Below are 26,866 nucleotides of genomic sequence, written 5' to 3' on the forward strand. Positions count from 1 at the left end.
CACGCTCACTTTTCAGGAACTTTGATTTCGCCGCTGATGATCTTTGCCTTGTACTCGTCAACCTTCTTCAGCACATCTGCAGGGACATTGGGATTGTTGGCCGGCAAACCTACGCCGTTATCCTTCAGGCCCAGCACAACCGGTTTGGTGTCGAAGGAGCCGGATTCGATCAGGTTCTTGGACACGCTGTATACCGCTTGATCCACGTATTTCATCATGGAGGTCAGGGTCACATCATTGCCGAATTCAACGGATTGGTCCTTGTCCACGCCGATTACCCAAACCTTCTTGCCGCCCTTCACACGGTCCTTGGCTTCGTTGAAGACGCCGGTTCCGGTTCCGCCGGAAGCATGGAAGATGATGTCTACGCCGTCGTTGTACATGGTGGCGGCAGCAGCCTTGCCCAGGTCAGGCTTGTCGAATGCGCCGGTATAGTTGATGGATACCTTGGCATTGGGGTTGGCAGCAGCTACGCCTGCCTTAAAGCCTGCTTCGAAACGCTTGATAACCACGATGTCCATACCGCCTACAAAACCAACCTTGTTGGTTTTGGTCATGAGGCCGGCCACAACGCCTACCAGGTAGGAGCCTTCTTGTTCGGAGAAGGTAACCGACTTCACATTGGGAGCTTCCACAACCTCGTCGATAATCGCCAGCTTGGCATTTGGATTGGCAGCAGCCACTTGCTTCATGGCGTCGCCGATGATGAAGCCGATACCCCAGGTCAGGTTATAGTTATCCTTGACGAAGGTGTTCAGGTTCGGCTGGAATTCGGTATCGTTCTTGGATTGCAGATATTTCACTTCTGCGCCGGTGTCGGTCTTCAGCTTTTGCAGAGCCTCCCAAGCGGATTGGTTAAAGGACTTGTCGTTGACCCCGCCTACGTCGGTGACCATACCGACCTTGAAGCCTTTACCCTTGGTGGAAGGAGTGGCGGTAGCCGCAGCAGAAGCCGCTGTAGTAGGAGCAATGGAAGCTGCTCCTTGCGTGTTGTCCTCCTTCTTGCCGCAGCCGGCAAGTGCAGACACGAGCACCAAGGATGCCGCCGTTAAAATAATCCCTATCTTTTTCATAACCTGTCCCCTCGATTCATTAAGATTTAAGAGTTGCGAGGAATTTAGTATCCGCTTTTGATGACAAAATCTCCACGGTTTTAGGAGTTTTGGCATCAAATTAGCGGTACTTCATTTCGTCGCAATCTCTTCGCCATGCGTCTTCCATCTTATCGTTATTTTTAACCGGCCGTCAATAATATTCCTCTATTGGTAAAATACAAACCGGCTCCAATTCACTTTTACCCTTCCCAGTATGTTCCTCTTCTATGTATCCCCCCACATTGGTCAGATCGCCTACATGCTCGGCGTAAAGCAGCCGGGAGCCGGACAAAAAGCCCTGATAACATGCGGAATAGCTGCTGTTGGCGGCAAACCGCCCTATCCCGGCATGTCCATGTCACAAAACATGACCAGCACAATTTGCCCGGCGATGGGAATAAGTCCCACCCCCTTATTTACTGTCATATATTCTAACATCATCTTCCCCGCCCGGCAATTTCTTTTCTATAGTGTTGAAAAATTTTTTTAATGTAGCCAGGTTGAAAAGAATATAGATGGAAAGCAGGCTTTACATTTAAAATTTTTCACAGTAAAATTAATGTAAAGCTAGCTTTACATTAATGAAGCCGTGAGGAGGTTCCAATGAAAAACAGACTGGAGGAAATCCGCAAGGCCCGCGGCCTCAATCAGGAGGATCTGGCCGTGGCGCTGGAGGTTTCCCGGCAAACCATCGGCTCCCTGGAGAATGGCCGGTATAACCCTTCGATCCTGCTTGCCTTCCGCATCGCCCGTTATTTTGGCTTGCCCATTGAAGACATTTTTATTTATGAGGAGGAATAATCCTATGCAACGGAACACATGGATCAAATACGCCGTTTGGGGCACCATCGGCTTACTTCTGGCCATAGCGGGAGTGGCCCTGCTGGCGGTTGGCACGGAAGCGGAAGGCATACTCCGCGCCCTGCCGGGCATCATGACCGGATTGGGCTGCGGGCTTTTCGGCTCCAAAGCCGGTATCCTGCTGACCAAACAGGCCGCCCGCAAAAATCCCCAGCTGGCGAAGCAGCAAGCCATTCTCGAGAAGGATGAACGCAACATCTCCCTCAACCATCAGGCGAAGGCCAAGGCGTATGATCTGATGATTTGGGTGTATGGTACTCTCCTGCTCGGTTTAGCCCTCATCGGAACCACCGGACCTGCCGTTGGCCTCGTGGTCGCCGCCTACTTGATTGTAGTGGCCGCCCATATTTACTTCCTGCATACGCTGCACAAAACCATGTAGATGCCGCTCTCCGGCAATTCCCTATTATGAAGACAGAACCGCTCCGTTGCCTCCGGTTTGTCCGGCAGGCGGCGAAGCGGTCCTCGGGTCTCTTGGCGAAGAATCAGAAATTGAAGTTATCGGGATCGGAGCCCTTGCGCTCATTGCGGTTCAATGCATCAATGGCTTCCATATCCGATGGTGACAGAACAAAATCGAAAATATCGGCATTTTCCTTCAGGCGGCTTTCGGTCACCGTCTTCGGAATGGTCACCACGCCATTCTGCAGATCCCACCGCAGAATCACCTGGGAAGCGGACTTCCCGTACTTGGCACCGATCTCGTCCAGAACAGGATGGCTGGTCAACGCGCCTTGGGCCAGGGGGCTCCATGCCTCCAATTGAATGCCTTGGTCCTTACAGAAAGCAAGCAGCGGCTTTTGCGTCAGATACGGATGGAACTCTACCTGGTTCACCGCCGGAATAACGCCGGTCTCGCGGATAATGTCCTCCAGATGATGAATCTGGAAGTTGCTGACCCCGATAGCCTTGACCCGTCCGCTTTTGTAGAGGTGGGTGAGAGCCCTCCAGGTTTCCAAGTACTTGCCCTTCACCGGCCAATGTACCAGATACAGGTCCACGTAGTCCAAACCCAGCTTCTCCAGACTCGCGTCGAATGCCGCCAATGTGGAATCATAACCCTGCTCGGAATTCCAAACCTTGGTGGTGATAAACAGCTCGTCCCGTGGAACACCGCACTCCCGGATGCCTTGGCCTACGCCAGTTTCATTGCCGTACACGGCCGCCGTATCGATGGAACGGTACCCCAGGCGGATGGCCGATTTAACCGTTTGCGCCACCGTGCCTCCATTCTCCACCTTCCATACGCCCAACCCCAGCCAGGGCATATTCACGCCGTTGTTCAAACGGGTTGTATCAGACAATGATGCAATCATTCGCCTTCATCACTCCTTTAATGGATTGAAACCCGGTAATCCTTCCCTCATTGTAGCACAAGCCCTGCGAAAGGCGAAAATAAAGCGGCATCATAAAAACCGGATCCCGGCGCAGCCACAGCTGCCCGGTTTCCGGTTCTTAGTAGGTTGGCATTGACCGGATCAACAGGCTATACCTCGTCCGGCGTCAGCATATGGAGGCAGGTATATCGGGTGAAGGGAAAACGGAACCTAAGGATCACTCCGGAATCCACCACCGTCATGGAACGAAGCGCCTCATCCCTGACCACGGCTCTTAACAGCTTTACTGCCGCCTCCGGATCCTTCTTCTGCAAAGCGCGGGCTAGCTTGCCCGTATACACAGGATACCTGGCAAAGCGGTGATACAGAGGAAGAATAGCCCGGGCTATCCGCTGGAAGGCCTCCGGCTGGAAGGTGAGCTGCGTCGTACCCGGAGAAAGTGTGGTCCCGTTGGTATAGATCTCGATCGGCTTGCCGAAGGGCAGACCTACAAAGATACCGATTCCCGCGGTCCCGGGGTAAGTGTGGCCGATTTTGGGTGACGCTTCCTTGAGCATCTGTTCGATCTTCTCCAAATCCGACTCTGCCAACGCCTCACAAAAGCGGCGGGCATAGGACTCATCGGTGGCTACCCGGCGGTAAAAGGGCTCCATCTTCCGTCCGGTTTGCTGCAGCATATAAGCCAGCGTCACCGTTTTGACCGGCGCCCGTTTGCCCCGTCTGCCGGGAGAGGTTCGGCTATTCTTCCGGGTTTTACCGAGGCCTGCAATGACGGCCATTCTATCAGCCGCCGCCCTGCGGTTTACCCAATAGACATTGTCTGGCGTCTTTCCCATATGCACACTCCCCTGTCCGATTCTGATTCGTAACCATTGTATGCCACAGCGTACAAGAAGGTTCAGCCATCCCGCCGGCGGCCAGCAGAGCAGGAACCCGCATCCTTCTTTGTGCTACAATGGAAAAAGCGCCTGTTGAGGATTGTAGTACAAGCATGCAGCAGGCATAAAGGAGATGCCGAATATGAAACCGTCATTCGAAGTTTGTCTGGAACGTTACGCCGGTTTGGTGATTAAAATCGGGGCAGCGCTCCGGAAGGGGCAGTCGCTGTGGATCAATTCCAACCTGGACAGCGCCCCCTTTGCCCGCCTGCTGGCCACCAAAGCATACGAAGCGGGAGCGGCCCATGTGCAGATGGACTGGGTGGATGAAGCCTCGACCCGCATCAGATACGAGCTTGCCCCGGAGGATTCCCTCCGCACACCCCCGGAATGGCGGACCAAGGCCATGGAGGCGCATATGGAAGCAGGCGGCTCCTTTCTGCAGATTTACGCCCCCAACCCTTCGCTTCTGAAGGGAATTGCTCCGGAGCGGCTCGCCATCGGCAACAAGGCTCAAGCGGAAGCCATGCAGGGTTTCCGCCGGTACGTCAACCAGAACCTGAATGCCTGGTCCATGGCCTCTGTCCCTACTCCGGCCTGGGCCGCCGCCGTATTCCCGGAGCTGTCCTGGGAGGAAGCGGAGGAAGCACTATGGGACCGGATTTTTCAGGTGAACCGGGTTTATGAAGAGGACCCGGCAGCTGCCTGGGAGGCCCACCTGGCGGCCCTGAACCGGCGCAAGGATTACATGAATGCGAAACGCTACCGCCGTTTGCATTACAAGGGACCGGGCACGGACCTGACCATCGGTCTGCCGGAAGGCCATATCTGGAAAGCGGCCACCTCTGAGACACCTGACGGCATTGTGTTCCTGCCCAATATGCCCACAGAGGAAATTTTCACCATGCCCCATAAGGACGAGGTCAACGGAACGGTAGCCAGCACACTGCCGCTTCCCTACGCAGGCCGTGTAATCGACGGCTTTTCCTTGACCTTTACGGATGGGGCTGTGACCGGCTTTTCCGCCAAGGAGGGTTATGAGCCTCTGAAGAGCCTCATCGAAATGGATGAAGGCTCCCGCCGCTTGGGTGAGGTTGCCCTGGTTCCCCACCATTCTCCGATCTCGAATTTGGGCATCACCTTCTACAACACCATGTTCGATGAAAATGCCGCCTGCCATCTGGCGCTGGGCAATGCTTATGCCTTCACGCTGGAGAACGGCACCGCCATGAACAAGGACGAGCTGGCCAGCCGCGGCGCTAACACCAGCCTGGCCCATGTGGATTTTATGATGGGCAGCGGTGAGCTGGACATTGACGGAGAAACCGCCGACGGAACCCTGGAGCCCGTCTTCCGCAAGGGCAACTGGGCATTCTCCTGATGCTGCCAGGATGGTCCGCACCTGCTCTTGCCCAATTGTGCCGGTCCTGTGATATGATGGTAAAAAGGAGATGACGAGGCATGGCCATGATTTTGGCAAGCTCGGAACGGATACGGCTGCGGGTATCGCGGCCCCATGATTTGGACTATGTGCTTCAAGCCGAGAATCATCCGGACAACCGGGATTTCATCAACCAGTGGACCAAGGAGCAGCACCGGAACGCCCAGGAGGATACGGATACGGTTCACCTGATTGTGGAGGCGGATCTGGAGTCATGCGGCTATGCCATCATTGCGGGGTTGGAGAATCCGGCGCGCAGCATTGAGCTGAAGCGTCTGGTGATTACGGAGAAGGGCCAAGGTCTTGGCCGGGATGTGCTGCGCCTGGTGAAACGCTGCGCCTTCAACCGTTGGAGCGCCCACCGGATGTGGCTGGATGTGCGCAGCAATAACCCGCGGGCCCTTCATCTGTATGAGAGTGAGGGCTTCCAGGTGGAGGGTACGCTCCGGGACTCCATTCTGGTGGACGGGGAGTATGTGTCGGTAACCATCCTCTCCATCCTGGAATCGGAGTATAAGGACGTGTAACGGACTGCAGTGCTTCGTACAATCCGAAGAATGTAATAGAAAAAGCCGGTTCCCGCGGGAACCGGCTTTCTTTTTCAACCCAATACAGATCCGATGAATGCCTCCAGCGGAGCGAGACCGGTAATGTTCTTGTTGCAGTTATGCCCGTGCATACAGATGTAGTTGCCTACGGACTTGTAATAGTCCGGAAGCGACTGGGCCGGTTTCTTTTTGGAGATGGCCGAAAACAGGACCAGCTCTTCGAACCGGTTGCACGCGAAGCAGTAGCTTTTTTTGTTGGTGACCGTAAACCGTCCCTCTACGCCGACGAACTGTTCCCCGTTATGGTATACGAGGAACATTTTGTTGGTGGAGATATCGGTCCAGCTCAGATAGGTCACATACCGCCAATCGGTCTGCTCCAGGTCGGGCAGCTTCAGCTTCTTGTTCTTCGGGAACAGCTTCTGAATCTGCTTCTCGGTGATCCGGGGGAATTCCAGCATATACGGCTCCAGCGCCTGGATATACGTATGGAAATCCTCTGCCGTTTTCAGGTTGGCGATGGAATCCAGCATGGTTTTCCGGCTGTCTCTCACATCCGGAAACAGTTCCTCCACCTTGGCGATGGCAGTCAATCTGACGGATTCCAGGACCTTGGGGTCCCCAACTGTCCGAATGGCGCGCAGCACCGAATCGGCTTGATTCTTAATAACGTTATATTGGTAGTTTCTAATAAATGGTCCGCACATGGACTTCAGCCCCTTATTTTCAATTGATTGAAGCAAATAAGGTGCAAAGCCATTATTAGAAAACGATCATTGCGTATTCAGGCGACACGTATAAAGCCGGCCCACCCATGCAAAGGTTCGCCTCCTATCAGGCTTTGCATGAGGCTTTTCCAATCCGGCAATCTCTGATTGCCATGAGTACCACCTCCGGTTGTGAATACGATTAGTATACCCGAGCCAAACCGCAAAATAAAGAGGTGGCGGAAAGTGGAATATGGGTATACCGAAAAAATCCGCTCCGCGGTACCTAACGCATAAGAATCCTTCCGGCCGATCAAGCTATCCGGTAGCGCCGAGTCAGGCGTATTCCCTTTAAGGAGGCGATTCACATGGCAAAACCGGATAACCGGGCGGACAACGTGGAGCATCTGCAGCAGAGTATCCAAAATACCCAGAAGAACCTGCATGAGGCGGAGGAGTATTTAAACGAGTTCTCCTCTGAAATCAGCGACGAGGAACGCAGCAGTATCCAGGAGAAAAACCAACGCCGCAAAAAAAGCATCGAAGGCTTCCGCAGCGAGGTCAAGGACGAAGCCAGCAATTCGCTGGAGTAGGAAGACCGAATATATAGAAGAAGCCCTACCCGAGGTAGAGCTTCTTCTATGTGCATTCAGCTGAAGTAGCTGATTTTATTCACATTCCACCCTGCCAACAGCGATAATAGCCTTTCGTCTATCCCTTTAGGAAGCAGAATGCCCAGTCCATGGGAATGCTCGAATTTTACTGCAGGATGCTGGACAATGAGTTCATCCCAATACCGGTAAACACCAAAGCCTACATAACGTGCTTCAATATCATGGAACAGAACAACTCCGTTGGGCGCAAGCTTGGGAAGCCATGTTTCATAATCGTGTTTGACTGCTTCGTAGGTATGAAAGCCATCAATATGCAGAAGATTGATGCTTTCATCCGCAAATTCATTAAGGGCTTGATCAAACGTCATTTGGAGCATTACAGCGGCTTCCGGAAAAGCAGACTCTGTAACCTTTTTCACTGCTTTATAAGCTGAATTGGTGTACGCCCCGGTATGCTGGTCACCGGTCCAGGTATCCACCGCATAGCATTTGCTGTCCAGCTTCCCATCCTTAACGGCCTGGCACATGCTGAAAAATGAAGCCCCATAGTGTGTGCCTAGCTCTACGATGGTTTGAGGCTGGAGATTGCGCACAAGGTCATAGGCAAATTTCCGGTGTCCACGCCACGCGGACTGGGATAGAATCTCCGGATCATATGCATCGCTTTCAAAAATGGGACTGTATTTCGTCCAAGCACTCATGGTCCGAACCACCTTTATTATTTATATAAATCCAATTGCGGGAAGGGAATTTTCTTCCGCCTTTGTCTTCCTACTGTATGTACCCCCTTGTATTTTGATGCTTGGACTCGTAAACCTGCTGTCCATAAGCATCAAAAAAAAAGCTTCACCTGAACATATATGCTCAGGTGAAGCCAGGAAGGTTAACATTTATACACTAAAGGAGCTCTTCAGCGATACGGTCAGGTTGAATACCGGCTTGTCCGGTGTGGAGTTCTGGGAATCCACGCAGAAGTAGCCGTGGCGGAAGAACTGGAACCTGTCCTCCGGCTGCACATCCTTGATGCCGGGATCAATGAAGCCCTGCACAATCTCCAAGGACTTGGGGTTGATGCCGGACAAGAGATCGTCTCCGCCCTCTTCCTCTTCTTCCTCATCGGTTTTTTCGGCTACCAGCTGGTCGTAGAGCCGGAATTCCACCGGAATGGCGGTGGTGGCTTCCACCCAGTGGATGGTTCCCTTCACCTTGCGGCCGGTAAAGCCGGTGCCGGACTTGGTTTCCGGATCATAGGTACAGCGCAGCTCTACCACATTGCCCGCCTCGTCCTTGACCACTTCCTCACACTTGATGAAGTACGCATGCTTCAGCCGTACCTCGTTGCCGGGAAACAGCCGGTGGTATTTGGGCACCGGATTCTCCATGAAGTCATCCTGCTCGATATAGATTTCCCGGGAAAAAGGAATTTTGCGCATGCCCATTTCCGGTACCTCGGCATTGACCTCGGCGTCCAGCATTTCCACCTGGCCCTCGGGATAGTTGGTAATAACCACCTTCAGCGGCTTCAGCACGCCCATGGTCCGGGGCGCCTTGAGCTTCAGATCCTCCCGGATGAAGTGCTCCAGCATCCGGGGGTCGACAGTGCCGTTGCTCTTGGACACACCGGCTTCGCGGATGAAGGATTTTATCCCCTCCGGGGTAAAGCCCCGGCGGCGCATACCGCTGATGGTAAACACCCGGGGGTCGTTCCAGCCGTCCAGCACACCGGTTTCCACCAGGCGTTTGATGTAGCGCTTGCCCATGATGGTACCGGCGATCTTCAGCTTGCCGAATTCATACTGGCGGGATACATGGGGCATCTCCGTTTCCCGGATAACCCAGTCATAGAAGGGACGCTGGTCCTCAAACTCCAGGGAACACAGGGAATGGGTCACACCCTCGATGGAATCCTCCAACGGGTGGGCGTAGGCATACATGGGATAGATGCACCACTTGTCTCCGGTGTTGTGGTGATGGGTATGGGAAATCCGGAAAATCACCGGGTCCCGCATATTGATATTCGGGGAAGCCATATCGATTTTGGCCCGCAGCACCCGTTCGCCGTCCTTGAACTCGCCGGCCCGCATGCGGATGAACAGGTCCAGGTTTTCCTCTGCGGTGCGGTTGCGGAAGGGGCTTTCAGTGCCCGGCTGGGTCAGCGTGCCGCGGGTTTCGCGGATAGCGTCCGCCGATTGGTCGTCCACGTAGGCCAGCCCTTTGCGGATCAGGACCAAAGCCCGGTTGTACATCTCCTCGAAATAATCCGACGCGAAATGCAGCCCGTCCCACTCGAAGCCCAGCCACTTGATGTCCTCCTGGATGGACTTGACGAATTCCACGTCCTCCTTCACCGGGTTGGTGTCGTCAAAACGCAGGTTGGTTTTGCCGCCGAACTCGTCGGCCAGCTCGAAATTGATAGTGATTGCCCGGGCATGCCCGATATGCAGATAGCCGTTGGGCTCAGGCGGAAACCGGGTCTTGATGCTGGTGACACGGCCTTCCTTGAGGTCGTCCATCATAATGGTTTTGATAAAATTGGATGCGGCGCTTTTGCTCTCCATAGGAACCTCTTTTCATACGGGTTGATAATGTCCACTTTTTACGTTTGTTCTATTATACACAAATTTGTCAGGGAATATATAGAAGGGTACGGCCATGTAACATATTGTTCGCTTCTTCCGTCTACAAAAGCAGGAGGTGGTTTATCGTGAAGATCCGATATATCGCAATTATCGCCGTTTGTTTGCTCCTCAGCGCTTGTACCCAAGGGGGACGAGACAATATCCACGGCAATGCCGAAATTGACTGGGTGGATTTTCTCATGCTGGACGGCCGTTCCTATACGGGGTTATATGAAACCGTCATAGCCGACCCGGAGACGGTGACGGACAAAAAAGCAGGCCGGACCACCTTCAAGGTAGCCGATGTGGTGACCAATCCGGGCTACAAAATCCAAAACGGGGACGCAGCCTTCCTCCCCATTGGAACAGAGCTGTATCAGGTCAAGGGATTCAAGAAGGATGAGCTGATTGCTGCCCGGGATTCGGAACGCATCGGGGGCTTCCGGCTTTATGCCGAGATTGAATTCGCCAAAACCGTCCAACGCCATTACACAGAAATACCCCGGGAAACAATCACGCATATTGAGCTGTACAAAGGCCAGGAAACCAAGCCGTACAAAACGCTGCAGGACTTGAAAAAAAGCCAGTTCATTCAACTGCTGGACGGCGGACGGGATGTGGAGAATTACATGCCCCAGAGCAGGGATCAGGACCCTGCCCAATACCGGGTGGTGTTTTACAGCGGAGGCTCCCTTGCCTATTCCTATTCCCTGTTTGATGACGGAGTACAGGCTTACTTTTCCCCCGATTCCATACGTTTGCTGGACCCGGCCATCCGCGCCTTGCTTCAGCCTTAAGGTGCTTGGGCATCCATTATTTGAAAGCCATGGCGGCCCGCACCGCCTTCTGCCAGCCGGTGTACAGCTCCTCCCGGCGGGCGGGCTCCATGGCGGGCTGGTAGACCTCTTTGACCGCCCACAGGCGGGCCAGCTCCTCCCGGTCCGTCCAGAAGCCAACGGCCAGTCCGGCCAGGAAAGCCGCCCCCAGGGCGGTGGTTTCCCGGACGGCGGAGCGCTCCACGGGAACGCCCAGCATGTCGCTTTGGAACTGCATGAGGAAGCGGTTCTCCACCGCCCCTCCATCCACCCGCAGCGCCGACAGCCGGATGCCCGAATCCGCCTCCATGGCATCCAGCACATCCCGGGTCTGGTAAGCCAGGGCCTCCAGCACCGCCCTTATAAAATGCTCCTTGGCCGTGCCCCGGGTCAGCCCGAATACAGCGCCCCGCACCTCGCTGTCCCAATAGGGGGTGCCCAGCCCGACAAACGCCGGCACCACATATACTCCGTCGGTGGAAGCCACCCGGCGGGCATAAGCCTCGCTGTCTCCCGCACGTTTGAACATACGCAGCCCGTCCCGCAGCCATTGCACGGCGGAGCCTGCTACGAATACGCTGCCCTCCAGGGCGTATTCAGTTATGCCGTCCACCCGCCAGGCGATGGTGGTCAATAGGCCACGGGCCGATTCCACTGCCTGCTGTCCGGTGGACTTCAAGACGAAGCAGCCGGTGCCGTAGGTGTTCTTAGCCATACCGGGCGTGAAGCAGGCCTGTCCGAACAAGGCCGCCTGCTGATCCCCGGCTATCCCGGCAATGGGCACCTCCCGGCCGAAGAAGTGGTACCCCGCCGTTGCCCCGTATACTTCCGAGGAGGATCGGACCTGCGGCAGCATGGAGACGGGAATTCCCAGGATATCCAGCAGTTCTTCATCCCAGCACTCCTCGTGGATGTTGTACAATAACGTCCGGGATGCATTAGAAGGGTCGGTGACATGAACCCTGCCGCCTGTCAGCTTCCAAACCAGCCAGGTGTCGATGGTGCCGAATAGCAGCTCCCCGCGCTCCGCCTTCTCCCGTACCCCCTCCACCTCATCCAGCAGCCACTTGATCTTGGTCCCGGAAAAATACGCATCTATCAGGAGTCCCGTTTTCTTCTTGAACCGCTCCTCCAGCCCCTCATCCTTCAGCCTGCTGCAAATTCCGGCGGACTGCCGGGATTGCCAGACGATGGCATGATGCACAGGCATGCCGGTAGCCTTGTCCCACACCACCGTGGTCTCCCGCTGGTTGGTAATGCCGATGGCATCGACCCGCACGGGATCGATGCGGTTCTCTGTCAGCACGGCGCCCACTGCCGCCAGCACCGATATCCAGATTTCATCCGCATTCTGCTCCACCCAGCCCGGCTTCGGGAAATATTGGGGAAACTCCTTCTGCGCGGTATAAGCCGCCCTGCCCTTCTTATCGAACAGAATCGCTCTGGTGCTGGTTGTGCCTTGGTCAATGGCCAGAATATAATGCTCCCCTTTTGCCGCCACGCGTGTTAACCTCCTTCTCTTCAAGAAAGACCCACCGTCTCCGGCAGGTCCTTCCAGTTCCTATAACAGCTTCTCTATATCCGGCCCGATATCCAGCGGGTCCACCGGTGATTCATACCGGGTTACCACCCGGCCCTGGCGGTCGATAAGGAACTTGGTGAAGTTCCATTTGATCTCATCGTTATGCAGCTCCTCCGGCATTTTCTCCGCAAGCATATTATGCAGCAGCTTGCCGGTAGGCTGGGACTGGTCGAAGCCCTGGAACGGCGCGGTTTTCGTCAGATAGGCGAACAGCGGATGTTTGCCCGGCCCCTTTACCTCCAGCTTCTCAAACAGCGGGAAGGTGACGCCGTAGTTGATCTGGCAGAAGGTATGCACCTCCTCATTCTCCCCGGGCTCCTGCTCCCCAAACTGATTGCAGGGGAAACCCAGGATGACAAAACCGCGGTCGTAGTAGGTTTCATACAGCTTCTGCAGGTCGCTGTACTGGGGTGTGAAGCCGCAGCGGCTGGCCGTATTCACAATCAGCAGCACCTTGCCCTCATAGCTTTCCAGCGGGACTTGCACACCCCGGATATTATTGGCGGAAAAGAGATACACACTCATCAAAACTCACGCTCCTGTGGCCCTTGGCCCTTTCTAAGGTTCTATGGAATATTGTGCCACAGCCCAAGGAGGAGTACAAGCGGATGCTACAGCACAACCTCCACCGGTTCCCCCAGCACCATGGAATCCGGCGTCACCCATGTATCGTAGGCCAGCACCTGCACCCCGGAGCTCGCCGCCACCCGAAGGGCCTGGGCAAAAGCAGGGTCCATCACCGCATTGGGCTCGAAGAGGCTGACGCCGTTCATTTGGATCAGGAACAATAGATGCCCCCGGTAGCCGGCCCTCACCGCCTCCACCATTTCCAGCACATGACGGGTTCCCCGGGCTGTGGGCGCATCGGGAAAGCGGACAATACCGTCCTGCTCCAGGGTCACACCCTTTACCTCCATAAAGGCCTTCACTCCGCTCACGGTTTCCCAATACAGGTCAAAACGGGAACTCCCGAAGCGCATTTCCGGCCGGACCGCCGCAAGCGGCTCTCCTGCCACATTGTCCAGTTGGCCGGACAAAGCCGCCTCCAGCACCACCCGGTTGGGGGCCTGGGAATCCATATTGATCAACAGCTCCCCTTTGTACACGGCGATCAGGGAGTAGGCCGTACGTCTGGGGGCGCCGGGGGCAGCCTGCTCCAGCACCACCCGCGCGCCGGGCACCAGCAGTTCGGCACAGCGTCCGGTATTCTTCACATGCACCGTCTCCACGGTGCCGCCGATGTCCACCAGGGCGATAAACCGGTTGGGCCGGTGGAGAAACCGCCCTTCCACTGTACGGGTATAATGCATCATCACTCTTCCTTTTTTATAACGAAAGCCCGGCGGCGGCGCTTGGGGCGCAGCACGCACGGACTTTGAAATAGTCGTTTATTTGGGCTCCGGCACCGTAACAAGGGTGTAGCCCTTCTTGCGGATACCTTCGATAATACCGGGCAAAGCGGCAATGGTAGACGGGTGGTCATGCATCACAATAATACTGCCTGACCGGACCTCCGACAGAACATTCTTCGTAATTTTGGCGGCATCTCCTGCTTCCCAGTCCTTGGGGTCCTCATTCCACAGGATCATGCTCATGCCGTGCTCCTCGGTAATCAGCTTCGTATCGTTATTATAGCTGCCATAAGGGGGACGGAACAGCTTTACTGATGTTTTGCTCCACTTCTCCAGCTTCTTGAGCCCGGTCTCAAACTCCTTCTGCTGGCTGTCATAATTCATTTTCGTCATCTGCGGGTGTACATCGGAGTGATACCCGATCCCATGTCGCTCGTAGACAGCCTGGGTGACGGAATCATGGTACTTCTCCACATTCTGTCCCAGAAAAAAGAAGGTCACCTTGGCGTCGTTATCCTTCAGCACCTTGAGCAGCTTGCCGGTGTCCTTGGTGGGGCCGTCATCGATGGTAATAGCGACCTGATTCTTACCCACGGCGTACACAGGCTTCAGCGCAGATTCCCGGCGGGCGGGTTTGCCGCTGTCCGGCTGGACGGTCTCCTCTACAGGCTTGCCCGATTCCGGCGAAGGAACAAGAGGCGACGGCTCCGCTGATGCAGCCGGCGGGGCGGGTGTTGCAGTGGAACTGATGGTGGGGAACGGAGATAAAGCCGCTTCCTGGGGTGCTGCCGCAGCCTGGTTGCCGGACCGGCTGCATCCGCTCATTACGAGCAGGGCTGCCGAGGCACAGATCAGCACCGCTTGCGCTAATTTCTTCATGTTAGTCTACCTGCCTTAGTTGGCTACAAAATCAGGGAGCGCCTCTTGGAACGGATGTTGCAAGATGAAACGGACAGCCTGGTTTCTACCAGAGTTCCCTCTAGCATACCGGATATGGGCTGACCGGTCTATAGATTTATAGAGGCGTAACAAATGTTTCGTTTCCTCTACCGCCACCTGTATTTATTAGACGAAATAGTGTATTTGGAAGTTCACATTTTTAGAAGGCGGACACGCAAAAAAGTTTGACCCCCCTAACCAAAAGGTGTATAAAGGGTACAGCTATGTATACCGTGCACGTTGAAAGGAGTTTGAAGGTTATGACAGCTGTATTTCAGGCCCTGGAGGTTAACAAAGGCGAAGCATTCACTGTCGGTATCCGCTCACTGACCCAAGATGAGCTGCCCCAGGGGGAAGTTGTCATCAAGGTGGCATATTCCAGCGTTAACTATAAGGACGGGCTGGCTTCCATACCGGACGGGAATATCGTCAGAAGCTATCCCTTTATCCCCGGCATCGATTTGTCCGGGTATGTGGTCTCCTCGGCGGATCCGCGTTTTTATGAGGGTCAAAAGGTGCTGGCCACCGGTTATGGGATTGGCGTGAGCCATTTTGGCGGCTACAGCGAATACGCCCGGCTGCCGGCGGAGTGGGTCGTGCCGCTGCCGGAGGGATTGTCTTTGCGGGAGGCCATGATTTACGGAACCGCGGGCTTCACTGCCGCGCTGTCCATCAAACGTCTGGAGGAAAACGGCGTCTCCCCCGGTAAGGGCAAGGTGCTGGTAACAGGAGCCTCCGGCGGAGTTGGTGGTGCGGCTGTGGCGATGCTGGCGCAGAAGGGCTATACGGTAGCAGCCAGCACCGGGCGCAGCGAAGAGGCCGGTTATCTGCGGGAGTTGGGCGCAAGCGAGGTGCTGTCCCGGGAGGAGGTTTATGCCGGGGGGAACGTAAAGCCTCTGGACAAGCAGCTGTGGCAGGCAGCGGTGGACCCTGTTGGCGGCACTCAGCTGGCCGCAGTGCTGAGCCGGATCGCATACCGCGGCGCAGTAGCCGTCAGCGGACTTACCGGCGGCACAGCCGTGCCCGCCACCGTGCTGCCCTTTATTCTGCGGGGCGTAAGCCTCCTGGGCATCGATTCAGTCATGTGTCCCGCCGCCGAGCGGGAGGAATTGTGGAAGCTCATGGCCGGCAGCTGGAAGCCGCAGCAGCTGGATAAGCTGGTGAACCGCGAGGTGACTCTGGCGGAGCTGCCCCAGGCGCTCTCGGACATACTCAAATCCGCCACCCGCGGCAGAGTTCTGGTGCGTTTAGCAGGAGAATAGCAAGTATAATGACGGTGTTAAGCCGCCTTCTTCGGAGGGCGGCTTTTTTCTATTTCTTTAAGCGGACATTCAGCCGGGACTCAGGGCGGGTTAAGTCCACAGCCGTAGAATAAGGACAGTCATCAGAGAGGAGGGGTTCCGGTTTGAAATCGTGGAACTTCAAAAAGAAGGGGCTGCTGGCAGCCCTTCTGATATTACTTGCCATCGGCGGAGTGCTCTACAAGCTGGCAGACCGTTATTTAATCGAGCATGTGGAAATGAGGGTTACAGCGGCGGAGAACACACTGGCCAATGGTAAGGAAAACGGCGGAGGCTCCTCCGACGATTGGAGCTACCGCAGCAGCGATATCAACATCAGCATCCGCCAGGTGGAGACCGGCGAAGGCAAGGAGAAAATCACCTACTATGTAGCGGATGTCCAGCTCCAGAATGGGGCAAGTCTCAGCTCCGCCTTTGCCAAAAACGCCTTTGGCCGCAACATTATCGAGCATACATCCGTGATTGCCGCCAATAACAACGCTCTGTTTGCCATCAACGGGGACTATTACGGATTCCGCAGCGACGGGGTTATCATCCGCAACGGCATCCTGTACCGGAATGAACCTGCCCGTACAGGGCTGGCTCTTTACGCCGACGGCACCATAAAATCCTACGACGAAACCAAAAAAACCGCAGCCTCTCTTTTAGCGGACGGCGTCACGCAAACCTATTCCTTCGGCCCTGCGCTGGTATTGGAGGGTAAGGTAGCCAGTGACCTGGAACAGGTGAAGATCGACACTAACTTCGGCAACCGCTCCATCCAGGGGGCCAACCCCCGCACCGGCATCGGTCTTATCTCGGCTAACCACTATCTCTTCGTTGTGGTGGATGGCCGTAAGGAGGGCTACAGCGCCGGCATGACGCTGAGCCAATTCGCCCAGCTGTTCAAGGAGCTGGGGGCGACCGAAGCGTACAATTTGGACGGCGGAGGATCGTCCACCATGGTTTTTCAGGGCCGGGTAGTGAACAATCCCCTGGGCAAAGAAACCGAACGCGGCGTCAGCGACATTCTATACGTCGCCACTCCTTGATGGCGGCTTTGCACTTACTCGAGACTTGCTCGCGAGGTCCACGGCCTGGCTGACGAGACCCACTCCTGCGCCGATTCCGGCGTTTTCCCCTACGCGTGTTCGGCATATCACAACATGAATGGAGGCGGCATAGATGCATGTATTGATACCGGCTTATGAACCCGACCAACGTCTGCTGGAGCTGATCCTCCAGTTAAAAGCCTCCGGAATGTCCGACATTCTGGTGGTAGACGACGGAAGTGGGGAACACTATGCCTCCTTATTCCGGGCCGCCCAATTGGAGGGCTGCACCGTACTGGCCCATCCGGTGAACCGGGGCAAGGGCCGGGCGCTCAAAACCGGCTTCCGCCACCTGCTGGATATGGGCCGGGCGGATGCGGTGGTTTGTGCGGACAGCGACGGCCAGCATTTGCCCAGGGATATTATGCGGGTGGCCCAGGCTGCCCAGGAGGCGGCGGACCGGATGGTGCTGGGCAGCCGCCAGTTTACCGGCAAGGTCCCCCTGCGCAGCAGCGTAGGCAATACGGCCACCCGGAAGATTTATTCCTTCCTTTCGGGTATCCCCCTGCAGGATACGCAGACCGGGCTGCGGGGATACCCGCCGGAGATGCTGGAGTGGCTCTGCCAAGTGCCGGGAGAACGGTTCGAATACGAAATGAACCTGCTGCTACAGGCCCCCGGAGCAGGCTATTTCTTCCGCGAGCTGCCCATAGAAACCGTCTATATCGACCACAACAGCTCCTCCCACTTCCGCCCCTTGGCAGATTCCCTGAAAATCTACTGGCCTATCGCCAAGTTCGGCTCCATATCCCTGATCTCCGCCCTGCTGGACATCCTCCTCCTGATGCTGATCCAATCCGGCACCGGCAGCTTGCTGCTAGCCGTATGGGGGGCGCGTTTGTGCAGCGCAGCTTTTAACTATGCCATGAACAAAACCTTCGTATTCACCAGCGGCAAACCGACACCGATGGGGCGGTCCATGCCCAAATATATCGCCTTAGCAGGCATCATCCTGCTGTTGAATTACGGCCTGATGTCCCTCTTATTCGGACAAGCAGGGCTCCCTCTCCTGGCAGCCAAGCTGCTGACAGAGGCCATGCTGTTCCTCTTCAGCTATTGGTGCCAGCAGCGTTTTGTATACGCGTAAAAGGGGCTCCGGGAGCCCCTTTTGTGCACTATCCCCTTTGCTCAGGGCGAGCGCCTCTTTTCATGCACTATCCCCTTTGCTCAGGGACGAGCGTTCCTTTCATGCATTATCCCCTTTACTCAGGGCGAGCGTCTCTTTTCATGCACTATCCCCTTTGCTCAGGGACGAGCGTCTCTTTTCATGCACTATCCCCTTTACTCAGGGCGAGCGTCTCTTTTCATGCACTATCCCCTTTGCTCAGGGCGAGCGTCTCTTTTCATGCACTATCCCCTTTGCTCAGGGCGAGCGTCTCTTTTCATGCATTATCCCCTTTGCTCAGGGCGAGCGTCTCTTTTCATGCACTATCCCCTTTGCTCAGGGCGAGCGTCTCTTTTCATGCACTATCCCCTTTGCTCAGGGCGAGCGTCTCTTTTCATGCACTATCCCCTTTGCTCAGGGCGAGCGTCTCTTTTCATGCACTATCCCCTTTGCTCAGGGGGGACGTTCCATTCCTCTCATTATCCCTTTCGTTCAGGATCAGAAAAGATCGGGGATGGGGCGGGTTCCTGAGCCAAGGGGATAGTGTCCGAAAAGGAGCAAAAACCCCCTCTACACCGGAGGGGGTCTACGTCAAGAGCGGTCGGATGCAAGCCAAATTCCCCCTATCCCTGGGGTTTTGGCCTGACCCGGTTAGTGGGGATTGCCTCCAGGGGATTATCCGGCCAGTAATGCTTGGGATACCGGCCCTTGAGGTCCTTTTTCACGTCAAAATAGGTTTCCCGCCAGAAGCCTGCCAGGTCCCGGGTAACCTGCACCGGGCGTTGGGCCGGGGACAGCAGATGGATCACCACCGGCACCCGTCCGCCGCCAATCCGCGGCGTTTCGGTCAAGCCAAAAAGCTCCTGCAGCCGGACTGCTATAAAAGGCTGGCCCGGGTCGCTGTAATCCACCGGAATCCGCGAGCCGCTGGGCACCTGCAAATGGGTTGGGGCATGCCGGTCCAGCTCCTGGCGGCGGCTCCAATCCAACAGCCCCGTTAAGGCCTCCCCCAGATTCACGCGGGTCAAATCCTGCTTGCTGCGCATTCCTTCCGCATAGGGTCCCAGCCAATCCGGCAAAGCAGCCAACAGCGTCTCCTCCGCAACATCCGGCCAGGACGGATCAGCCAGCTGCATAAAACGAAGCCGCTGGAGCAGCTGCCTGGATGCCTTGGTCCAAGGCAGAGCCTCCAGCCCATCCTTGGCGACAGCCGCAAGCAGCGCCCGAGTCACCAGCGGAGCCGGGGGATTCTGCAGCTGCTTTTCCTTCAGAATCAGCGAACCCAGCCGGAGGCGCTTTTTGGCCCGGACAGCCTGAGCCGCATCCTCCCACTCCACTGCTTCCTCTTCCTCCAGCCCTTCGTGCAGGTACGTTTCCAGATGGGCAAGCTCCACCGGCGCCGCCAAATAAATGCGGCTGTCCGCTCCTTGGTCGTCCAGCTCCGCTGCAACCAAATAAGGAATACCGGCCAGATGCTGGTCAGCCGCCATTACCGCTCCCCGCCCATTGGACAACAGGTACCGTCCACGGGAACGCTGCTGGCCGATCCGGTCAGGATAAGCAAAAGCAAGCAGCAGTCCGCAATAGGCCAAATCCGCTCCCGAGCTGGAAAGGGCGGGCAGTGGGGCGGTTGCCAGAGTGGGGCTGCCAGCTGCGGCGGAACCTGCGGGGCTATCAGCTACGGGAGAGCCTTCCGAACTGCCAGCTGCGGGAGAAGCGGCTGGTCGGCGGCCGGTGTCTGCCTGGGCGCCGCCCAACTCCCGCGCCCACCAGGATGCCTCCGCACGTACCCGCGCCAGAGCCGCCGGGTCGGCCCGGAGTCCCAGACTATGGGCCTCCCCCCCGGCGTTTCGCAGCGCCTCTACCCGCAGGCGGAGGTCCGCATTGGGTGCGGCACCCTCCGCCGCACGGAGCACGTCACGCTCGCCGAGCAGCGCAGCGAGCTCGCAGCCCAGGCCTTGAAGGCCCAGCTCCCGGGCCTTCAAGGCCATATGGGCCAGCCGGGGGTGGAGCCCCAGCCCGGCCATGGCCCTGCCGTGGGGCGTAACGGTGCCGTCCGCCCCAAGTGCACCCAAGCGCTGGAGCAGCGCCCGCGCTTGAGCCAAAGCCGCAGCTGGCGGAGCGTCCAGCCAGCGCAGCTCCTCCGGCGCGGCGCCCCACGCCGCCAGATCCAGGCATAAAGGCGCCAGATCCGCCTCCAGAATCTCCGGGGTGGTTCGGGCGGGCAGCTGCCCCTGGTCCTGCTCCGGCCACAGCCGGTAGCAGACACCCGGGCCCTGCCGCCCGGCACGGCCCCTCCGCTGATCGGCGGAGGCCACCGACACCGGCACCGTGTCCAGCCGGGTCATACCCGTGCGCGGCGAAAAACGCGGCACCCGGGATAACCCCGCGTCCACCACAACGCGGACTCCGTCTACGGTCAGACTGGTTTCGGCGATGGAGGTGGCCAGCACCACCTTGCGCGTCCCCGGCTGTGCAGGGGCCAGCGCCAGATCCTGTGCCTCCTGCGGCAGGGTTCCGTGCAGCGGCAGAACGCGGACCGGACCAGCTGCCCCACCGGCCAGTTGGGCGGACAACCTTTCCTCGGTCCGGCGGATTTCACCCGCTCCGGGCAGGAAAACCAAGATATCCCCCTGGTTTTCCCGCAGGGCGGTGACTACAGCAGCGGCTGTCCGGTCTTCCAGACGCCCCTCCGGGCGTTTAGGCAGGTAACGGGTTTCTACCGGATACGCCCGGCCCGCGCTCACCACAACCGGCGCCTCTCCCATCAAAGCGGCTACCGGCTCCGCCTCCAGAGTGGCGGACATGACCACCAGCCTCAGGTCGTCCCGCAGGAGCTCCTGGGCCTGCAGACACAGCGCCAGCCCCAAATCGGCATGGAGGCTGCGCTCGTGGAATTCGTCGAAGAGCACCGCCGCCACTCCCGACAGCTCCGGGTCCTCCTGGAGCATCCGGGTCAGCACCCCTTCGGTGATAACTTCAATCCGGGTTTTGGATCCCACCCGTGTGTCCATCCTCACCCTGTAGCCGACGGTTTGCCCGACCGGTTCACCCAACGATGCCGCCATATAGCGGGCTGCCGAACGGGCCGCCAGCCGTCTGGGCTCCAGCATCAGAATCCGTTTGCCCACCGCCCACGTCTCCTCCAGAAGTGCCAGCGGCACTCTGGTGGTTTTACCCGCGCCCGGAGGAGCCACCAAAACCGCACCGCACCCATCCCGAAGCGCATCCTTCAAGGAAGGGAGCGCTTCATCCACCGGCAATCCTGCGTTTTCCCGACCACTCACCATGTCCACCCCTTTTTTTCTGCCGGCATCTGGCTCTCCCGGAGCCTCCCCGCTATACTGTACATACAATTCCCCCGAAGGAAGGAGTTTGCATATGGATACCTTCCACATTACAGAAGCTGCCCGCCGTTTGGGCATCAGCACCAGGACCATCCGGTTTTACGAGGAAAAAGGGCTGCTCACCCTCTCCAAAGACCCCGAAAACGGCTACCGTCTGTTCAGTCCGCATGATCTGCTCCGTTTGGAGACCATCCTGGTGCTCCGGGAGTCCGGCCTGTCCATTCCCGATCTCTCCAATGTGCTGGCAACCTACGGAATGGGACAAGAGGAGGAGAGTCTGTATCTGCTTGAGCTCCAACGCTCCCTCTTGTATGCCCGCCGGCTGGATCTGGACAACCAGATCCGCATGAATGAAGAACTGATCCGCAGCTTCTCCGGTACGGGCATGCAGCTGACACCCTCGCTTCATCATCAAGCAGAGGATATCCGCAAACAACGGGAGCTGCGCAGCAGCTGGACCGACCACTACCGCTTTGATCTGTTGGCCGAGAGCTTCGACGCCCAATTGACAGAGGACAGCACCTGGTATCCGGGCTACAAAGATGCCCTCCGGCTGATGGCCGGGCTGCTTGACCCGAAGCCGGGCGAGTCCGGTCTAGACATCGGCACCGGTACAGGCAACCTTGCAGAGGCGATGAACCGTTATGGCCCTATTATGAAGGGCATCGACCAATCCCGGAGGATGCTGCAGGTATGCCGCCGCAAATTCCCCATGATGGAAACCAAGCTGGGCAATGCCTTGGCGATCCCGTACGATGGCGGCAGCTTCGATTTTGCTGCAAGCGGCTATGTGTTCCATTTGCTTTCTCCCGAAGAGCGCTGCCAAGCATTGGCGGAGCTGCTGCGCGTCCTTAAGCCGGAGGGCCGGTTTGCCGTCTGTGCTCTCCTGCCGGAGGAGGACTGGTCCTTCGTCTCCACCTTTCACTCAAGGCTGCAGATCAGGCTCCACTCGCTTCCCGGGCAAAAGAATGTTCATGTGTTATATGCGGCGAAAACCTGTTGACCTTCACGCAGCGTGAACCTGTATAGTGAAACCAACGCCGGCCGGCCAACACTTATGCAGGAGGAACAGTCTTATGCCCGATCATGAACATGTTTACAACCGGCAAGCACATTTGTACGACCAAATGATTTCCCGCCAGCCCAGTCTGCTGCCCGCTTTACTCCGCATCCGCCCCTTGGAGGGGCTGGATATGGTAGATACAGGAGCCGGCACAGGCCGCCTGGCTGCGGTTTTGGCTCCTTTTGCCCATACGCTCGCGGTGTTTGACCGTTCGGAGGCCATGCTTCATCTCACCCGGCAAAAACTTGTCCCCCCGCTTTCCACCGAAAAGCTCCGCTACGGAACTGCCGACCACCGATGCCTGCCCGTTGGCGACAGCACTGCCGATCTGATAACAGCCGGGTGGACCGTCTGCTACCTGGCCAGCAGCAATCATGCGGACTGGCAAATCGCTCTGGAGCGCACTCTTGCAGAATTCCGGCGGATTCTCCGGCCGGGCGGGACCATCGTGATTCTGGAAACTATGGGCACCGGTACGGACGGACCGCAGGCGCCGGATTTTCTAACCGGTTATTATCAACAGTTGGAGAACACGTATGGCTTCACCTTTTCCCTGCTGCCGATGGATTACACCTTCGAGAGCGTTGAAGAGGCGGTGGAGCTCACGGAATTTTTCTTCGGCGAAGCCTTGTCCCGGCAGGTCCGGGCCAAGGGGGTTCCGGTTGTCCGCGAGTGGGCGGGCATGTGGACGCTGACGGTGTAAGTCTTGGGTTGAGGAGGCGGTTTCTCCCGGCAGCGTCTTTTGTCAGGCGGCTTCGCAGGCTTCCGCCCGGGTGCGGCTTGCCTTGGCTGCTGCACGCAAGGAGGACCATGTGTACACTACCAGCGCCGCCCAAATCAGCCCGAAGCTGATCCAACGCGCCGTGTCAAAGGTTTCGTGATACACCGCCACGCCGAGAATCAGCGTAATCGTCGGTCCCACGTATTGGATAAAGCCGATGGTGGACAGAGAAAGTGTGGCCGCCGCTTTGGCGAACCAGAATAATGGCATAACGGTGGCCGCCCCTGCCAGCAATAGCAGAATCCAATGCCAGGTGTCCAGGCTGCCTGTGCCGGCGTGCCCGGTAAACTGGGTGTATAACAGATAGATGGCCGCCAGAGGTGCGACAAAGGTTGTTTCCCATGCCAGTCCAAGGGTGGCGTCTACGTTGGCTTTTTTCTTGATCAAGCCGTAGAGGGCAAAGCTGGCCGCCAGCACCAGGGATATCCACGGCAGCCGGCCATGCTCGATGGTCACCACAGCTACACCGGTAAAGGCAAGCGCAATCGCTGCCCACTGTCCGGCATGGAGCCGCTCCTTCAGGAACAGCACACCCAGCAGCACGTTCAGCAGCGGATTCATATAATAACCGAGGCTGGTTTCCACCATATGCCCGTTGTTCACCGCCCAGATGAACACCAGCCAGTTGGTGCTGATGAGAATCGAAGCCAGCCCCAGGTAACGGGCCGTCCGCCTGTTCCGGACCACCTGGCGGTATTCGCTGAAGCGGCGGGAAATGAGCAGAATCCCCATCAGAAAGACCAGGGACCACACCATCCGGTGTCCTAGTATTTCCCACGCCGGCACCGAGTCCAGCGCCTTCCAATATAGCGGGAGAAACCCCCACGCCAAATATGCCAGCAAGGCATATGTAAATCCTTTGGTGTTCATTCCTTATATCCTCCTGTCCGAGCCCAAAATTCCATGGCGCCATGGCCATGCTTTGTCAAACTAAAGGCTAATTATAGCACACTGTTCCGGATTTGGGACGGGGGCCGGATCAGCTGTTTTTGCCAGAATGCCGAAATGCAAAAGTGCAGGTAAATTCTTCGATTCGCGCCAAAATGACAGGCCATCCTGCAAAAGTGCATCTATTTCGGCGCAGATACGTCCAAATTGCGGTTCAGGGTAAAAATAACTGCACTTTTGCAGGAAGAGGTCCGAATTCAACGTTGGCCAAGAAAATAACTGCACTTTTGCAGGAAGCATGCGGAGCGAGGCAGGCGCAGGGTTTGAAAGTCTGGGATTCTGGGATTCTGGGATTCTGGGTTTCGGGGCTGCAGAGGACCGAGTTCCCTCCTGCCTCCTGACCACAGCAAACAGGCCGTCCATCCGGACGGCCTATTTTTTATGCCGAGGCTGCTGCCAGCGCTCCACGGCTATTCCTTACTCTAATTCTGCTGCCAGCGCTCCACGGCTATTCCTTGCTCTAATTCTGCTGCCAGCACTCCGCGCTATTCCTCACTCGTAATCTGCTTTCAGCGCTCCGCGGCTATTCCTTCACCTTAAACTGCTGCAGCAGCTCCTGCAGGCTGTCCGCCAGGCGGGACAGGTCCGCCGAGGAGGCGGATACCTCCTCCATGGAGGCCAGCTGCTCCTCGGAGGAAGCGGCCACTGTTTGGGTGTTCATGGATGTGCTCCGGGCCACTTCCTCCAGACCGCCGAAGGTTTGCTCCGCCTCCTGCACCTGCTCCACGATGGTATTGGTGATCCGGGTGGTTTCCCGGACCTTCAGCTCCACTTCCTTCATGGCCTGGACGATCTCCCCGAACTTCAGGTCGGTTTCCTCCACCGCCGCCATACCCCCGTTGACCTGATCCTTCACCTGAACCATGGAGCCGACGGTGCGCTCGATATCCGCACGGATGTCGCTGATCAGCTCCGCCACCTTCTCCGCAGAGGTCCGGGAGCCCTCCGCCAGCTTCTTCACCTCGCCGGCTACCACCGCAAACCCTCTGCCGGATTCTCCGGCCCGGGCCGCTTCAATTCCCGCATTCAATGCCAGAAGGTTGGTTTGTACCGCAATCCCTGCAATCACCTTCACCATCTCCTCAATTTGCTCCGACCGGTGGGCCAGGCTGCGGATCGCCGCATCGGACTGGTCCACGGCGCCATGAATCTGCATCATTTGGGCCACGGTGCGCTGAACCGCCTGAGCCCCTTCCCCTGCCAGTTGGCCCGCCACGGCCGTCCGCTCCAGCGCTTCACTGGAATCCGCGCCAATGGTGCTCATACCCGCCGCGATATCCTGCATCAGCTTGCCGCTTTCATTGGTTGCGGCCAGCTGGGAATCCGCCCCGGCGGAGATATCCTGGATGGACATGGCAATATGCTCGGTGGCCTTGCTGGTTTCATCGGCGCTGACCGTCAGGATTTCCGCCGTACCGGCAACCTGCTCGGCCGTGGATGCCGCACCTTGAATAAGGCGGATCAACCCTTCGCGCATCCGGTTAAAGCTGCTAACCAGCATGCCGATCTCATCCTGTGACCGGTCCGACACCTCCACGGTGAAATCGCCATGTCCGGCAGCCTCCAGTGAGGCCTTCACCCGGCCGATACGGCGGGACAAACCCCAGACGAAGAAGAAAATTGCCACTACGGAGACGACCAGTACACCGGCCAGAATGATCCACACCAGCCTCATGGCTTCATTGGCATGCTCGAGCACAGCCGCCTCGGAGGTGCCGGCGAACAGAATGCCCACCGTTTCTCCTCCTTTATTTTTGAGAGGCAGATAAGAGGTTTGGTATTCCTCTCCCAGAATAGTGGCGGTGCCCTGGTAGGCTTCACTCCGCTTCAATACCACCTCTTCCACCGACGGATCCACTGTGGTTCCCACCGCCCGGCTGCCATCCTCCTTCAAAACATTGGTGGCTACCCGGGTATTGCCCTGAAAAAGGGTCATCTTATTGCCGGTGGACGTTTGGATTTCATCCAATATTTCATTATTGCCGTTCATCTTCTGGGTGCCCTTGTATAAACCCTCCGCATTCACGGACCAATCACCGGGATAACGGGCCTCCAGATATTTCAACGCCAGAGCATTGGTACCGACCGCATTCTGGGATACCTCATCCCGGATTCCGTCCTTGAGCATCATCAAAAACATTTGGGACATGGTAACTGCCATCATAAGCAGCAGCAGCAGAAACATCAGAAAAATTTTCGGTCCCAACTTCATTTTACGAAGTAACATGTGCTCGCTTCCTTTCCATGGTGAGTCTAAGTTGTATAAGTCGGCAACTTTTCTTACTTTATTCGACATTCTTCTTCACAACCCTTTAGACCTATTTCTGGCATTTCGAATTTAAATGAAATTTGAATCCCATTTACATTAGACTTGATTCAAAAAGCCTCCCCGTCACCTGCCCGGATAAACCGGCATATGCTGATTGCAGCCGGAATGCAAGCCC

Annotated in this window: 24 protein-coding genes; 11 read left to right on the plus strand and 13 right to left on the minus strand. The window is 56.9% G+C overall.

What is annotated here, in order from left to right:
• Window positions 1-5: 5 nt before the first annotated feature.
• Window positions 6-1,073 (minus strand): BMP family lipoprotein, encoded by a 1,068-nt coding sequence (locus tag ACI1P1_RS17225; protein WP_416217665.1) that lies wholly within the window; start codon window positions 1,071-1,073, stop codon window positions 6-8.
• Between the two features lie 624 nt (window positions 1,074-1,697).
• Between ACI1P1_RS17225 and ACI1P1_RS17230 the strand changes: the two genes are divergently transcribed.
• Together ACI1P1_RS17230 and ACI1P1_RS17235 are read left to right on the plus strand one after the other, a co-directional pair.
• A complete protein-coding gene (locus tag ACI1P1_RS17230; RefSeq protein WP_416217666.1) occupies window positions 1,698-1,895 on the plus strand; it encodes a helix-turn-helix transcriptional regulator in 198 nt (65 codons plus the stop codon).
• Window positions 1,896-1,899: 4 nt separating this feature from the next.
• Complete coding sequence (locus ACI1P1_RS17235) at window positions 1,900-2,337, plus strand: hypothetical protein (RefSeq protein ID WP_416217667.1); 438 nt, start codon at window positions 1,900-1,902, stop codon at window positions 2,335-2,337.
• Window positions 2,338-2,440: 103 nt separating this feature from the next.
• On the opposite strand, the gene ACI1P1_RS17240 is transcribed toward ACI1P1_RS17235, so the two are convergent.
• Window positions 2,441-3,271: an aldo/keto reductase gene (locus tag ACI1P1_RS17240; RefSeq protein WP_416217668.1), complete on the minus strand. Its 831-nt coding sequence runs from the start codon at window positions 3,269-3,271 to the stop codon at window positions 2,441-2,443.
• 170 nt (window positions 3,272-3,441) lie between these two features.
• The gene (locus ACI1P1_RS17245; protein WP_416217669.1) at window positions 3,442-4,128 is read right to left on the minus strand and encodes a hypothetical protein; all 687 of its coding nucleotides are present in this window, start codon (window positions 4,126-4,128) and stop codon (window positions 3,442-3,444) included.
• Window positions 4,129-4,312: 184 nt separating this feature from the next.
• Between ACI1P1_RS17245 and ACI1P1_RS17250 the strand changes: the two genes are divergently transcribed.
• Entirely contained in the window at window positions 4,313-5,551 is a 1,239-nt protein-coding gene (locus tag ACI1P1_RS17250) for an aminopeptidase (RefSeq protein ID WP_416217670.1), read from the plus strand.
• An 80-nt stretch (window positions 5,552-5,631) separates the two neighbouring features.
• Window positions 5,632-6,138: a GNAT family N-acetyltransferase gene (locus tag ACI1P1_RS17255; protein ID WP_416217671.1), complete on the plus strand. Its 507-nt coding sequence runs from the start codon at window positions 5,632-5,634 to the stop codon at window positions 6,136-6,138.
• A gap of 74 nt (window positions 6,139-6,212) precedes the next feature.
• Here ACI1P1_RS17255 and ACI1P1_RS17260 read toward each other — a convergent pair whose 3' ends face one another.
• Window positions 6,213-6,866 (minus strand): FusB/FusC family EF-G-binding protein, encoded by a 654-nt coding sequence (locus ACI1P1_RS17260; protein WP_416217672.1) that lies wholly within the window; start codon window positions 6,864-6,866, stop codon window positions 6,213-6,215.
• Between the two features lie 368 nt (window positions 6,867-7,234).
• Between ACI1P1_RS17260 and tlp the strand changes: the two genes are divergently transcribed.
• Window positions 7,235-7,459, plus strand: coding sequence for a small acid-soluble spore protein Tlp (gene tlp, locus ACI1P1_RS17265; protein WP_416217673.1), 225 nt, complete (start codon window positions 7,235-7,237; stop codon window positions 7,457-7,459).
• A 56-nt stretch (window positions 7,460-7,515) separates the two neighbouring features.
• On the opposite strand, the gene ACI1P1_RS17270 is transcribed toward tlp, so the two are convergent.
• Window positions 7,516-8,181 (minus strand): class I SAM-dependent methyltransferase, encoded by a 666-nt coding sequence (locus ACI1P1_RS17270; RefSeq protein ID WP_416217674.1) that lies wholly within the window; start codon window positions 8,179-8,181, stop codon window positions 7,516-7,518.
• A gap of 189 nt (window positions 8,182-8,370) precedes the next feature.
• Window positions 8,371-10,038 (minus strand): glutamine--tRNA ligase/YqeY domain fusion protein, encoded by a 1,668-nt coding sequence (locus ACI1P1_RS17275; protein WP_416217675.1) that lies wholly within the window; start codon window positions 10,036-10,038, stop codon window positions 8,371-8,373.
• 146 nt (window positions 10,039-10,184) lie between these two features.
• Between ACI1P1_RS17275 and ACI1P1_RS17280 the strand changes: the two genes are divergently transcribed.
• Entirely contained in the window at window positions 10,185-10,895 is a 711-nt protein-coding gene (locus tag ACI1P1_RS17280; RefSeq protein WP_416217676.1) for a hypothetical protein, read from the plus strand.
• A 16-nt stretch (window positions 10,896-10,911) separates the two neighbouring features.
• Here ACI1P1_RS17280 and glpK read toward each other — a convergent pair whose 3' ends face one another.
• The 4 genes from glpK to ACI1P1_RS17300 form a co-directional block, all read right to left on the minus strand.
• Window positions 10,912-12,414 (minus strand): glycerol kinase GlpK, encoded by a 1,503-nt coding sequence (gene glpK / locus ACI1P1_RS17285; RefSeq protein ID WP_416217677.1) that lies wholly within the window; start codon window positions 12,412-12,414, stop codon window positions 10,912-10,914.
• 60 nt (window positions 12,415-12,474) lie between these two features.
• Window positions 12,475-13,020, minus strand: a complete 546-nt coding sequence (locus ACI1P1_RS17290; protein ID WP_416217678.1) for a glutathione peroxidase — start codon at window positions 13,018-13,020, stop codon at window positions 12,475-12,477.
• Window positions 13,021-13,106: 86 nt separating this feature from the next.
• Window positions 13,107-13,808, minus strand: coding sequence for a DNA/RNA nuclease SfsA (gene sfsA / locus ACI1P1_RS17295; RefSeq protein ID WP_416217679.1), 702 nt, complete (start codon window positions 13,806-13,808; stop codon window positions 13,107-13,109).
• Between the two features lie 75 nt (window positions 13,809-13,883).
• Window positions 13,884-14,726: a polysaccharide deacetylase family protein gene (locus ACI1P1_RS17300; protein ID WP_416217680.1), complete on the minus strand. Its 843-nt coding sequence runs from the start codon at window positions 14,724-14,726 to the stop codon at window positions 13,884-13,886.
• Between the two features lie 320 nt (window positions 14,727-15,046).
• On the opposite strand from ACI1P1_RS17300, the gene ACI1P1_RS17305 reads away from it, so the two are divergent.
• The 3 genes from ACI1P1_RS17305 to ACI1P1_RS17315 all read left to right on the plus strand — a co-directional run bounded on the left by ACI1P1_RS17305 (window position 15,047) and on the right by ACI1P1_RS17315 (window position 18,265).
• On the plus strand, window positions 15,047-16,048 hold the full coding sequence (locus tag ACI1P1_RS17305) for an acrylyl-CoA reductase family protein (RefSeq protein ID WP_416217681.1): 1,002 nt from the start codon (window positions 15,047-15,049) through the stop codon (window positions 16,046-16,048).
• Between the two features lie 143 nt (window positions 16,049-16,191).
• On the plus strand, window positions 16,192-17,118 hold the full coding sequence (locus ACI1P1_RS17310; protein ID WP_416217682.1) for a phosphodiester glycosidase family protein: 927 nt from the start codon (window positions 16,192-16,194) through the stop codon (window positions 17,116-17,118).
• A 133-nt stretch (window positions 17,119-17,251) separates the two neighbouring features.
• A complete protein-coding gene (locus tag ACI1P1_RS17315) occupies window positions 17,252-18,265 on the plus strand; it encodes a GtrA family protein (RefSeq protein ID WP_416217683.1) in 1,014 nt (337 codons plus the stop codon).
• Between the two features lie 641 nt (window positions 18,266-18,906).
• Here the strand turns inward: ACI1P1_RS17315 and hrpB are convergent.
• Window positions 18,907-21,573: an ATP-dependent helicase HrpB gene (gene hrpB, locus ACI1P1_RS17320; RefSeq protein WP_416217684.1), complete on the minus strand. Its 2,667-nt coding sequence runs from the start codon at window positions 21,571-21,573 to the stop codon at window positions 18,907-18,909.
• A gap of 91 nt (window positions 21,574-21,664) precedes the next feature.
• Here hrpB and ACI1P1_RS17325 point away from each other — a divergent pair, with 91 nt between their 5' ends.
• The gene (locus tag ACI1P1_RS17325) at window positions 21,665-22,633 is read left to right on the plus strand and encodes a methyltransferase domain-containing protein (RefSeq protein WP_416217685.1); all 969 of its coding nucleotides are present in this window, start codon (window positions 21,665-21,667) and stop codon (window positions 22,631-22,633) included.
• A gap of 73 nt (window positions 22,634-22,706) precedes the next feature.
• Window positions 22,707-23,396, plus strand: a complete 690-nt coding sequence (locus tag ACI1P1_RS17330; RefSeq protein ID WP_416217686.1) for a class I SAM-dependent methyltransferase — start codon at window positions 22,707-22,709, stop codon at window positions 23,394-23,396.
• Window positions 23,397-23,438: 42 nt separating this feature from the next.
• On the opposite strand, the gene rarD is transcribed toward ACI1P1_RS17330, so the two are convergent.
• Together rarD and ACI1P1_RS17340 are read right to left on the minus strand one after the other, a co-directional pair.
• Window positions 23,439-24,344, minus strand: coding sequence for an EamA family transporter RarD (gene rarD, locus ACI1P1_RS17335; RefSeq protein WP_416217687.1), 906 nt, complete (start codon window positions 24,342-24,344; stop codon window positions 23,439-23,441).
• Between the two features lie 601 nt (window positions 24,345-24,945).
• Window positions 24,946-26,649 carry a methyl-accepting chemotaxis protein gene (locus ACI1P1_RS17340; RefSeq protein WP_416217688.1) on the minus strand — a complete coding sequence of 568 codons (1,704 nt, stop codon included), beginning with the start codon at window positions 26,647-26,649 and terminating at the stop codon, window positions 24,946-24,948.
• Between the last annotated feature and the right edge of the window lie 217 nt (window positions 26,650-26,866).

The sequence above is a fragment of the Paenibacillus mesotrionivorans genome (genome assembly GCF_046098205.1).
In the GTDB taxonomy this organism is placed as follows: Bacteria; Bacillota; Bacilli; order Paenibacillales; family NBRC-103111; genus Paenibacillus_AR; species Paenibacillus_AR mesotrionivorans.